Source organism: Streptomyces sp. UNOB3_S3 (genome assembly GCF_020740895.1).
Classification (GTDB): Bacteria; Actinomycetota; Actinomycetes; order Streptomycetales; family Streptomycetaceae; genus Streptomyces.
The window spans coordinates 1-11,066 of the sequence record NZ_JAILXP010000244.1; the positions used below are offsets into that span (position 1 = coordinate 1).

Sequence of the window (11,066 nt, forward strand, 5' to 3'; positions counted from 1 at the left end):
GTGGCGAACAGCCGCACCGGCCAGCCGGCATGCTGCTCCGCCGTGATGTCGAGCAGTGGCGCGGAGCCCGCGGGCAGCGCGTCCGGCCCCTCGGTCAGCGCCCGCCCAGCCGCCTCGGCCGCCGAGGCGGCCACCTGGTCGAGTTCGGGTGCGAGCCGCGCCAGCACCGCCGTCGCCTCGAACGGATCGAGGCTCAGCAGCCGCACCACCGCCGTCGCCGGACCGCTCACCGTCTCGTACGCGGCGGCGTACGCGGCGGCGAGCGGGCCGAGCCCGGCGGCGCGGGCGACCAGCCCGAGGACGACGGGCTGGTGGGCGCCGCGCGGCAGGGCCGCCGCGAGGGCGTCGAGTTCGGGTGACGGCCAGGCGGCGCGCGCGGCGCGCATCAGCTGACGGCCGAGCCGGCGCGCGGCGGCGCGCAGGGCCGTCGAGGGGGTGCGGGCGTCGGCGGCCGTGTCGAGGGCGAGCGGGTCGATCCCGGCGGCCGCGGCGGCGGCGAGCCCCGCCGCGGTCAGCCCGGTGGTGTGCAGCCGCCCCCGGCAGAACGTCTCCAGGGACGCACCGTCCGTGACCCGGCCGGCCTTGACGGCCGCCTCGGCGCCGCCGGAGTGGGCGTGGCCCCCGGCGGGGAAGCGGCCGTCGGCCAGGACGAGGAGCGCGGCGGACATGGTGCTCATCGGTGACGCCCGTCAGAAGAGGAAGTACCGCTGGGCCATGGGCAGCCGCTCCGCCGGGCGTGGCTCTACCGGTTCCCCCTCGATCGTCACCGTGAAGGTGTCCGGGTCCACCTCCACCCGGGGCCGGGCGTCGTTCTCGCGCATGTCCGCCTTGGTGACGCGGCGGGTGTCGCGGATGGGGACGAAGCGCTTGCCCAGGCCCAGCCGTTCGGGCAGTCCGTCGTCCAGCGCCCACTGGGTGACGAAGTTGAGGGAGTTGGCGGCGGGCGCCCTGCCCCGGGCGCCGAACATGGGGCGCGGCAGGATGGGCTGGGGGGTGGGGATGGAGGCGTTGGCGTCGCCCATCTGCGCGTAGGCGATCTGTCCGCCCTTGATGACGAGCAGCGGCCGGACGCCGAAGAACGCGGGCTCCCACAGCACCAGGTCGGCGAGCTTGCCGGTCTCGACGGAGCCGATCTCGTGGTCGAGGCCCTGGGCGACGGCGGGGTTGATCGTGTACTTGGCGACGTAGCGGCGGGCCCGCCGGTTGTCGGCCCGGCCGTCGCCGGGCAGGGCGCCGCGCCGTTCCTTCATCACGTGCGCGGTCTGCCAGGTGCGCAGGACCACCTCGCCGATGCGTCCCATGGCCTGGGAGTCGGAGGAGATGATCGAGATCGCGCCGAGGTCGTGAAGGACGTCCTCGGCGGCGATCGTGCCGGGCCGGATCCGGGACTCGGCGAAGGCGAGGTCCTCGGGGACGGCGGGGTTGAGGTGGTGACAGACCATCAGCATGTCGAGGTGCTCCTCGACGGTGTTGACGGTGTGCGGCCGGGTGGGGTTGGTGGAGCTGGGGAGGATATTGGCCTCGGAGACCACCGTGATGATGTCGGGCGCGTGCCCGCCGCCCGCGCCCTCGGTGTGGTACGCGTGGACGGAGCGCCCGGCGATGGCGGCGAGGGTGTCGCCGACGAAGCCCGCCTCGTTGAGGGTGTCCGTGTGGATGGCGAGCTGGGCGCCGCTCTCCTCGCACACGCTCAGGCAGGCGTCGATGGCGGCGGGGGTGGCTCCCCAGTCCTCATGGATCTTGAATCCGACGGCTCCGGCGCGCAGCTGGGCGCGCATCGCGTCGTACGAGACGGTGTTGCCCTTGCCGAGGAGGCCGATGTTGACGGGGTGCCCCTCCATCGCCTCGAGCATCCGGGCGAGGTGCCAGGAGCCGGGGGTGATGGTGGTGGCCTTGCTGCCCTCGGCGGGGCCGGTGCCGCCGCCCACGAGCGTGGTGACGCCGGAGGCGAGGGCCTCGTCGGCGAGCTGGGGGCAGATGAAGTGGACGTGGGCGTCGACGGCGCCGGCGGTGAGGATCCTGCCGTTGCCGGAGATGATCTCCGTCTCGGGGCCGATGACGAGGTCGGGGTGGACGCCGTCCATGGTGTCGGGGTTGCCGGCCTTGCCGATGCCGGTGATCCGTCCGTCGCGGATGCCGACGTCGGCCTTGACGATCCCCCAGTGGTCGAGGACGACGGCGCCGGTGATCACGGTGTCGGGGGCGCCCTCGGCGCGGGTGGCGCGCGACTGGCCCATCGACTCGCGGATGACCTTGCCGCCGCCGAAGACCGCCTCGTCCCCGGCGTGGCCGGGGCCGCCGCAGCGGTCCTCCTCGATCTCGATCAGCAGGTTCGTATCGGCGAGCCGGATCCGGTCGCCGGCCGTCGGCCCGTAGAGCGCGGCGTACTCGGCGCGGGTCAGCTCAGGCATCGAGCGGTCCCCCGCACTCCCCGCGCAGCCCCTCGACGACGCGCTTGCCGCCGATGGGCACGAGGTCGACCTCGGCCGGGATGCCGGGCTCGAAGCGCACGGCGGTGCCGGCGGCGATGTCGAGGCGCATCCCGTGGGCGGCCGCGCGGTCGAAGGCGAGGCCCGGATTGGCCTCGGCGAAGTGGTAGTGGGAGCCGACCTGGACGGGCCGGTCGGCGGCGTTGAGGACGGTCAGCCGGGTGCGTCGCGACCCTTCGTTGAGCCGTACGGGCGCTTCGGCGTGGAGGATCTCTCCGGGAATCATGGTGCCCCCCGTCACGCGATGGGTTCGTGGACGGTGACGAGCTTCGTCCCGTCCGGGAAGGTGGCCTCGACCTGGACGTCGTGGATCATCTCGGGGATGCCGTCCATGACCTCGTCACGGGTGAGTACCTTGCGCCCCGAGGACATCAGCTCGGCGACGGTGCGGCCGTCGCGGGCGCCCTCGAGGATGTGCGCGGTGATCAGGGCCACCGCTTCGGGGTGGTTGAGGCGCAGCCCGCGGGCCCTGCGCCGCTCCGCGACGTCGGCGGCCACATGGATGAGCAGGCGTTCCTGCTCGTGCGGGGAAAGTTGCATGTATCCCACCTCAACACAGTGTTGACCTGGGGTTCTTCTCCCCGCGGCCCCTGACCGCAGATTAGGGCGCAACCTTTTCCAACGCGTTAACCGGGATGACCGATTTTTGGTGTGCCCATGACCGGCACCCACGCGGTGCCACCCGGGCCGGGGCCGGCCGGCGGTTTTCCGGAAGTACTGGATCAGCTCGTCCGGATCACCCCGGCCCGTGCGCAGGACACGTACGGCGGGCTACGAGCCGCGCAGAGGCTCGTGGTCGCGGCCGCGGGGCCGTGCGCCGCACCGGCGACGACGCGCGAACAGGGCGAACGACAGGTGTACGCGGGAACGCTGGCGCGGGCGGTGCGGGTCCCGGTCGGCGAACGCCGGGCGCCGTGGGTGACCTTGATGCCTCCGGCTGCGAACTGAGGAGCGGAAACATTCTTCCCTCGATCTCCTTCAGACAGCGGATGCGATCGTAGACAAGCCGTGGTGATCATGTCGGGCCGTACGCGCGGTTTGCGCTCGGAGTGATCGCTCGCGCCGCAGGTGACCGGCTCACCAGGGGTGATCCGCGAGAGTCAAATCGTCCTGCGTCCACCGGAATTGCCCAACGGTGACGAGGCTCACATATGCCGGGATCCCCTCGGCGTGCCCGCCGCGACTGCGCCAAGATCCCTCCCGACGACAAGACCCCGCCACCACGGCGGGGCGGTCCGGGCGGACGCCGAACCCCGCCGCCGCCCGGGCGCTGGTCGACATGAGTGCATCGGCGGGGATGGAGGACCCAGGCACGACGGGACGGCCGGACCGAACCTTGTGGTCAAAGGGGAGGTGCCGGACCGGCCCTTGGGGTGAAGCCGCCTCGGCGGCCGGGCATTCTTCGCCTGCCCGAACCCGACAGGTCATCCTTCACAGGCGGCTGACGAAGGGTTTGGCATGGGCGCGCACAAACGTCCCTCACGGCTGTCCAGGTCCGGGGTGGTACCCCTGTCCGTGAAATCCGCCCTGACTCTGGCGGCCGTCAGCGCAACGGTACTGGCTCCCGGTGTCGTCAACGACGCCGAAGCCGCCACCATCTCCACCAAAGCCCTGTGGATCGCGGCCTCGAAGGCGGGCTCCCCCTATCGGTGGGGTGCTACGGGCCCGTACAGCTTCGACTGCTCGGGGCTGACGCAGTACTCCTTCAAACGGGCCGGCAAGCAGCTGCCCCGTACCGCCCAGGAGCAGTACAACCGCACCGAGCACGTCCCCACCCCCTCCCGGGAACAGGGTGACCTGGTGTTCTTCCACGGCCGGGGCGGCGTCTACCACGTCGGGATATACGCCGGGAACAATCTGATCTGGCACGCCCCGAAGACCGGTTCGGTCGTCCGCCTCGAGCGCATCTGGACCAGAAGCGTCTCGTACGGCCGAGTGAACGACTGAACCACCGGAGCGGGTGACGACCGGCGCGGCTACCGCTTCCCGCCCCCGTCGTCCCGCAGAATCCTTCGCGCGTACCCGTCGCGCCGGACTCCCCGCGCGCCGGGCGCGTTTCCCGTGGCAGCGGACCCGACTGCCGAGCGGTGCCCCACGGGCACCGGCGACACCTGAGAACCCACCGGTTCCTGTGCGCGGCTCCACAAGAGCGCCGGGCCGGGCGGACCTTCCCGCCCGGCCCCTCCGCGCTGCCGGTCAGCGGACGGACACCGTCCAGGGCAGCGTGATCCACACCGTCTTGCCGCCGTCGGCGGTCGGAGTGACGACGACCCTGCCGCCGTACTCGGCGGTGAGCGCGCGGACGATCACCATGCCGCGGCCGCTGTCCTGCCGGCCGTCGACGGGCAGCCGCCGGGGATGGCGCGGATGGCTGTCGGTGACCCCGACCCGCAGCCGCTCCTCCCGGTCCAGCCGGAGCTCCACGGTGAATGTGGGCGACTGGCCCCGGGTGTGCTGCACGGCGTTGGTGGCCAGCTCGGAGAGGATCAGCCGGATCGTGTCGGCCAGGTCCGTCCCGTCCGGGCCCGTCCCGTCCGGAGCCGCCCCGTCCGGCAGACCCCAGGTGGCGAGCACGTCCATGACCTGACGACGGGCGGCGGAGACCGAGGCGGGAACGCTCGGCAGGGTGACGGTTGCTTCCTGGTGATCTGCCATGGCGCTGTCCCTTTCCCACCGAGGCTCGGCCCGGCTCTCCGCGCCAGCGTCCCACTGATAACGGCCACGATGGGTGTGATCCACCGGATTGTGGATATATCTGTCGCTCAAAGCGGTGAACTCTACGACGAGCGACCGGATTTGGCCGTGGCCCTGGTTTATTGACTCTGACGCGAGGCGTGTGAACTACGCGTCGAGGGTTATCACGACGCTTCCATGTGAGCGGCGGGGAGGGAGAGCTGATGCGGTACGGACCCGCGGTGCGCCGCCGTAAACTCGGCGCGGAGTTGCGCCGCCAGCGCGAGCTGACCGGGATGACCAGCCGGGAGGCGGCCTGCGCGGTCGGCTGGCACCAGTCGAAGGTGAGCCGGATCGAGACGGGCAGCAGCGGGGTGAAACCGGCCGATGTGGCCCGGCTGCTGGATGTCTACCGGGTGTCGGACCCGGAGCTGCGGGCCCTGCTGGGGGCCCTGTGCGGGGTGGGGTCCAGGGACGCGGAGGGGTCGCGGCGCGGCTGGTGGTACGCCTATCGCGACCTGCTGCCTTCGGCGTATCTCGACTTCATCAGCCTGGAGTCGGAGGCCTCCCGCGCCCGCACGCTGGAGACCACGGTGGTGCCCGGACTGCTGCAGACACCCGACTACGCCCGGGCGGTGACCCGCGCGGCGCTCGGCGATCCGCCGGCCCGGCAGGTCGAGGAGCTCGTGCGGGTGCGGCTGGCCCGGCAGGCGGTACTCGGGGGAGAGCGGCCGCTGGAGCTGTGCGCGGTGCTGGACGAGGCGGTGCTGCGGCACGAGGTGGGCAGCGCCGAGGTAATGGCGGGACAGCTGCGGCATTTGTTGGAAAGGGGCTCACTGCCGCATGTGCGGCTGCACGTACTGCCGTTCACCAGCGGCAACCATATCGGCATCACCGGCCCTTTCGTTATCTTCTCATTTCCGCGCATCGCCGATCTGGACGTGGTTGTTCTCGACCACTTGACGAGTAGCCTCTATCTGGAGCGGAAAGAAGACCTCCGGGCGTACGCCTCCGCATTCACGACGCTCCGGGCGCACGCCCTGTCGCACGAGAAATCGTTGGAATACATCGCCGGGATCAGTGACGGCGCGTAGGGAGGCGACATGTCTGCAATGCCTCGGTACGTACCCTCTGCATCGGCCCAGCCCGCTCGGTGCGACGCGGTATGGCACCGCAGCAGCTACAGCACCGGAATGAACAACTGTGTCGAGACGGCGCTCCTGGGGACGGAGCTGCTCGCCGTGCGCGACTCACGGCGCGGCGCCGGCCCGGTCCTGCTCTTCCCCCGCACCACCTGGTCCGCCTTCGTCACGGACCTGGACGGCGGCGGTCCTGGCCGGACCCCGGACGAGGGCCCCGGCCAGGCCTGAGACGGCCGAGGCCGAAGCCGTCAGGCTGCGGCCGGCGCGGTCCGTACGATCGTGTCGGCCGCCGCCGCGACCTCCCGGTCCGTCAGGTCGGCCCGGGCGGTCAGCCGCAGTCGCGAGACGCCGTCGGGCACGGACGGGGGCCGGAAGCAGCCGACCGCGAGCCCGGCCTCGCGGCAGTCCGCCGCCCAGCGCACGGCGGCCTCGGGCGAGGGGGCCCGTACGGAGATCACCGCCGCGTCGGGGCGCACGGCCGCGAGCCCCGCCTCCGTCACCCTGCGGTGGAGCTCGGTGGCCACGGCCCGGACCCGCCCGGCACGGCCCGGTTCACGGCGCAGCAGCGCGAGGCTCGCGAGGGCGGCGCCGACGGCGGCCGGGGCGAGGCCGGTGTCGAAGATAAAGGTGCGGGCGGTGCTGACGAGGTGCTCGATCACCCGGGCCGGGCCGAGGACCGCGCCGCCCTGGGCGCCCAGCGACTTGGAGAGGGTGACGGTGGCGACGACGTCCGCGTCGCCCGCGAGCCCGGCCGCGTGGAGGGCGCCCCGGCCGCCGTCGCCGAGGACGCCGAGGCCGTGGGCGTCGTCCACGAGCAGCGCCGCGCCGCTCTCCCGGCAGACCCCGGCGAGGGCGGCCAGCGGGGCGGCGTCGCCGTCGACGGAGAAGACGGAGTCGGTGACGGCGATCGCCCGGCCGTCGTGCGCGGCGAGGGCCTTGGCGAAGGCCTCCGGCTCGGTGTGCCGGACGACGGCCTTCTCCGCGCGGGCGAGCCGGCAGCCGTCGATCAGCGAGGCGTGGTTGCCCTCGTCGCAGACCAGGAGGGTGTCGCCGCCGGCGGGGCCGGAGAGGGCGGTGACGGCGGCGAGGTTCGCGGTGTAGCCGGAGGAGAAGACGAGCGCGGCCTCGAAGCCGCAGAACGCGGCGAGTTCCTCCTCCAGCCGGGTGTGCAGCGCGGTGGTGCCGGTGACCAGCCGGGATCCGGTGGCGCCCGCGCCCCAGCGCCGGGCGGCCAGCGCGGCGGCCTCGGTGACCTCGGGATGGCGGGTCAGGCCCAGATAGTCGTTTCCGGCCAGGTCGACGAGATCGCTGTCGGCCGTGCGGGGCCGCAGGGTGCGGACGAGGCCGGCGGTGCGCAGCCGCGCCTGCCGCGCGTCGATCCAGTCGAACGGGTCGCGGTGCATGGCCGTCCCTCGCGTTTGGTGGGTTTGCATAAAACCTAGCCGTCCGGGGGCCGGGGCAGGATGTGGCGATACACACACCTCGAATGCCGCCTGTTGTGCAATCTCTCCTTGGCCGGGGGCGGTGGAGTACGCGAGGATCTGCGCCATGGACCTGCTGAACACGCTGGTGGACAAGGGGTTGCGGCGGGAGCTGCCGACCCGCGAAGAGGCGCTCGCCGTACTGGCGACCTCCGACGACGAGCTGCTCGACGTGGTGGCGGCGGCCGGAAAGGTACGCCGTAAGTGGTTCGGGCGACGGGTGAAGCTCAACTACCTCGTCAACCTCAAGTCGGGCCTCTGCCCGGAGGACTGCTCGTACTGCTCGCAGCGGCTCGGCTCCAAGGCCGAGATCCTCAAGTACACCTGGCTCAAGCCCGAGGACGCCTCGAAGGCGGCCGCCGCCGGTGTCGCCGGCGGTGCGAAGCGGGTCTGCCTGGTCGCCAGCGGACGCGGTCCGACGGACCGGGACGTCGACCGGGTGTCGAAGACCATTGAGGCGATCAAGGAGCAGAACGAGGGCGTCGAGGTGTGCGCCTGTCTCGGTCTGCTCTCCGACGGCCAGGCCGAGCGGCTGCGCGAGGCGGGCGCCGACGCCTACAACCACAACCTCAACACCTCCGAGGCCACCTACGGCGCCATCACCACCACCCACACCTACGCCGACCGCGTCGAGACGGTGCGGCAGGCCCACGCGGCGGGGATGTCCGCCTGCTCCGGCCTGATCGCGGGCATGGGCGAGAGCGACGCCGACCTGGTGGACGTGGTCTTCTCGCTGCGGGAGCTGGACCCGGACTCGGTGCCGGTCAACTTCCTCATCCCCTTCGAGGGGACGCCGCTGGCCAAGGAGTGGCACCTCACCCCGCAGCGCTGCCTGCGGATCCTGGCGATGACGCGGTTCGTCTGCCCGGACGTCGAGGTCCGGCTGGCGGGCGGCCGCGAGGTGCACCTGCGCACGATGCAGCCGCTGGCGCTGGAGATCGCCAACTCGATCTTCCTCGGCGACTATCTGACCAGTGAGGGCCAGGAGGGCAAGGCCGACCTGGCGATGATCGCGGACGCGGGCTTCGAGGTGGAGGGCGCGGACACCTCCACGCTGCCCGCGCACCGGGCCGATGTCGCCGCTGCCGCCTCCGCCGTCTCCGCCGGTGGTTGCGGTGGTCACTCGGGCGGCGGCTGCGGTCCGTGCGGCGACGGTGGCCATGGCGCGGAGGCTGAGGTTCCGGCTTCGGGCGGCTGCGGTTCCGCGAGCGTCTGCGGTACGGCCGAGGCGCCGGCGGCGGCCGTCGCCGCGGACACCGCCTCCGTCCCGGCCGGTGCCGCGGGGCAGGCCGCGCCCGGCGAGGTCCGTCCGGACCTGGTGGCCGTGCGCCGCCGGGGCGCGGGGACGGACCTGCCGCCCAATGCCTGAGCCGCTCAACCCCGGCCGGCTGCTCGACCTCGACCGGCGGCACGTCTGGCACCCCTACGGCCCGATGCCGGGCCGCCAGGAGCCGCTGGTCGTCGAGTCCGCCTCCGGGGTGCGGCTGCGGCTGGCCGAACCGGCCCATGGTTCCGTCGAGTTGATCGACGGGATGTCCTCGTGGTGGTCGGCCGTCCACGGCTACAACCACCCCGTCCTCAACGCGGCCGCACAGGCGCAGCTGGGGCGGATGAGCCATGTGATGTTCGGCGGGCTCACCCATGAGCCCGCCGTCCGGCTGGCCGCCACCCTGGTGGACATCACCCCCGAGGGGCTGGAGCACGTCTTCCTCGCCGACTCCGGCTCGGTGTCGGTCGAGGTCGCGATCAAGATGTGCCTCCAGTACTGGCGTTCGCTGGGCCGGCCGGAGAAGCGGCGCCTGATGACCTGGCGCGGCGGCTACCACGGCGACACCTGGCAGCCGATGGCCGTGTGCGACCCCGACGGCGGGATGCACGAGCTGTGGTCCGGGGCGCTGCCGAAGCACGTCTTCGCGGACGCCCCGCCCGGCGGCTTCACGGACGACACCGACCCGGCCTACGTGGCCCATCTGCGCGAGTCGCTGGCGCGGCACGCCCATGAGCTGGCCGCCGTCATCGTGGAACCGGTGGTGCAGGGCGCCGGCGGCATGCGCTTCCACTCCCCCGCGTATCTGCGGGTGCTGCGGGAGCTGTGCGACGAGCACGACGTGCTGCTGGTGTTCGACGAGATCGCCACGGGCTTCGGGCGTACGGGCGCGCTGTTCGCGGCGGACCACGCGGGGGTCACCCCGGACGCGATGTGCGTCGGCAAGGCGCTGACCGGCGGCTACGTCACCCTCGCGGCGGCGCTGTGCACCTCCCGGGTGGCGCGGGGCATCAGCTCCGGCGAGGTCCCGGTGCTCGCGCACGGCCCGACGTTCATGGGCAACCCGCTGGCCTGCGCGATCGCCAACGCCTCGATCGAGCTGCTGCTCTCCGGGGACTGGCGCACGGCGGTCAAGCGGATCGAGGCGGGGCTGCGGGACGGCCTGGCCGGCGTCGCGGACCTGCCGGGCGTACGGGACGTACGGGTGCTCGGCGCCATCGGCGTCGTCGAGCTCGACCACGAGGTGGACATGGCGGCGGCCACCCGTGCGGTGGTCGGCTCCGGGGTGTGGCTGCGGCCCTTCCGGAACCTGATCTACACCATGCCGCCGTTCGTCACGGCCGACGAGGACCTGGCGAGGATCTGCGCGGCGGTGGAGGCCGCCGCGCGGGTGGCCTAGCGGAGAGTTAAGGAGACGCAAACCATGTCGGTGCTGGTCGTGACGGGAACGGGCACGGAGGTCGGCAAGACCGTGGTGACGGCCGCGGTCGCGGCGGCGGCGCTGGCCGCCGGCTGCTCGGTGGCCGTCCTCAAGCCCGCGCAGACCGGGGTCGCGGTGGACGAGCCGGGGGACGTCGCGGAGGTGCTGCGCCTCGCGGGTCCCGTGACCGGCGTCGAACTCGGCCGCTTCCCCGAGCCGCTGGCCCCCGCGACGGCCGCCCGCCGGGCGGGCCTGGCGCCCGTACGGCCCGCCGAGACCGTCCGGGCGGCGCGGGAACTGGAACGCTCGCACGACCTGGTGCTCGTCGAGGGCGCGGGCGGGCTGCTGGTCCGGCTGGACGAGGACGGCTCCACGCTCGCGGACGTGGCGGGCCTGCTGGACGCGCCCGTCCTGGTCGTCGCGCAGGCGGGCCTGGGCACGCTCAACGTCACGTCGCTGACGGCGGAGGCGCTGGCCGCGCGCGGGCTGCGGCGCGCGGGCGTGGTCATCGGAAGCTGGCCTGCGGCGCCGGACCTGGCGATGCGGTGCAACCTGGCGGATCTGCCGGGGGCGGCGGGGGCGCCGCTGCTGGGG

General features: G+C 72.9%; 13 protein-coding genes and 1 riboswitch. Of the genes, 7 read left to right on the plus strand and 6 right to left on the minus strand.

The genetic code is table 11. From position 1 onward, the window contains the following. The 4 genes from K6I33_RS23785 to K6I33_RS23800 all read right to left on the minus strand — a co-directional run. A partial coding sequence (locus K6I33_RS23785; RefSeq protein WP_374285695.1) for an urease accessory protein UreF occupies positions 1-677 on the minus strand: 677 nt, incomplete at its 3' end. Between the two features lie 12 nt (positions 678-689). Next, positions 690-2,411 (minus strand): urease subunit alpha, encoded by a 1,722-nt coding sequence (locus K6I33_RS23790; protein WP_229356555.1) that lies wholly within the window; start codon positions 2,409-2,411, stop codon positions 690-692. Continuing rightward, positions 2,404-2,715 (minus strand): urease subunit beta, encoded by a 312-nt coding sequence (locus tag K6I33_RS23795; protein WP_229356556.1) that lies wholly within the window; start codon positions 2,713-2,715, stop codon positions 2,404-2,406. Before K6I33_RS23795 ends, K6I33_RS23790 begins: the two co-directional genes overlap by 8 nt. 11 nt (positions 2,716-2,726) lie before the next feature. Then, on the minus strand, positions 2,727-3,029 hold the full coding sequence (locus K6I33_RS23800) for an urease subunit gamma (protein WP_229356557.1): 303 nt from the start codon (positions 3,027-3,029) through the stop codon (positions 2,727-2,729). 117 nt (positions 3,030-3,146) lie between these two features. Here K6I33_RS23800 and K6I33_RS23805 point away from each other — a divergent pair, with 117 nt between their 5' ends. Then, entirely contained in the window at positions 3,147-3,437 is a 291-nt protein-coding gene (locus K6I33_RS23805; RefSeq protein WP_229356558.1) for a hypothetical protein, read from the plus strand. A 369-nt stretch (positions 3,438-3,806) separates the two neighbouring features. Then, a riboswitch (cyclic di-AMP (ydaO/yuaA leader) is annotated at positions 3,807-3,945 on the plus strand. 2 nt (positions 3,946-3,947) lie between these two features. Beyond that, entirely contained in the window at positions 3,948-4,436 is a 489-nt protein-coding gene (locus K6I33_RS23810; protein WP_229356559.1) for a C40 family peptidase, read from the plus strand. 249 nt (positions 4,437-4,685) lie between these two features. On the opposite strand, the gene K6I33_RS23815 is transcribed toward K6I33_RS23810, so the two are convergent. After that, positions 4,686-5,144, minus strand: a complete 459-nt coding sequence (locus K6I33_RS23815) for an ATP-binding protein (RefSeq protein ID WP_229356560.1) — start codon at positions 5,142-5,144, stop codon at positions 4,686-4,688. A 242-nt stretch (positions 5,145-5,386) separates the two neighbouring features. Here K6I33_RS23815 and K6I33_RS23820 point away from each other — a divergent pair, with 242 nt between their 5' ends. Both K6I33_RS23820 and K6I33_RS23825 read left to right on the plus strand, forming a co-directional pair. Further along, positions 5,387-6,256, plus strand: coding sequence for a helix-turn-helix transcriptional regulator (locus tag K6I33_RS23820; protein WP_229356561.1), 870 nt, complete (start codon positions 5,387-5,389; stop codon positions 6,254-6,256). A gap of 18 nt (positions 6,257-6,274) precedes the next feature. Beyond that, positions 6,275-6,532, plus strand: coding sequence for a DUF397 domain-containing protein (locus tag K6I33_RS23825; protein WP_374285701.1), 258 nt, complete (start codon positions 6,275-6,277; stop codon positions 6,530-6,532). A 20-nt stretch (positions 6,533-6,552) separates the two neighbouring features. On the opposite strand, the gene K6I33_RS23830 is transcribed toward K6I33_RS23825, so the two are convergent. Then, the gene (locus tag K6I33_RS23830) at positions 6,553-7,707 is read right to left on the minus strand and encodes an 8-amino-7-oxononanoate synthase (RefSeq protein ID WP_229356563.1); all 1,155 of its coding nucleotides are present in this window, start codon (positions 7,705-7,707) and stop codon (positions 6,553-6,555) included. A gap of 145 nt (positions 7,708-7,852) precedes the next feature. Between K6I33_RS23830 and bioB the strand changes: the two genes are divergently transcribed. The 3 genes from bioB to bioD form a co-directional block, all read left to right on the plus strand. Then, positions 7,853-9,154, plus strand: coding sequence for a biotin synthase BioB (gene bioB / locus K6I33_RS23835; RefSeq protein WP_229356564.1), 1,302 nt, complete (start codon positions 7,853-7,855; stop codon positions 9,152-9,154). Continuing rightward, a complete protein-coding gene (locus K6I33_RS23840) occupies positions 9,147-10,451 on the plus strand; it encodes an adenosylmethionine--8-amino-7-oxononanoate transaminase (RefSeq protein WP_229356565.1) in 1,305 nt (434 codons plus the stop codon). Before bioB ends, K6I33_RS23840 begins: the two co-directional genes overlap by 8 nt. Before the next feature lie 24 nt (positions 10,452-10,475). Further along, positions 10,476-11,066, plus strand: a 591-nt coding sequence (bioD, locus tag K6I33_RS23845) for a dethiobiotin synthase (protein WP_229356566.1), incomplete at its 3' end; no start/stop codon positions are given.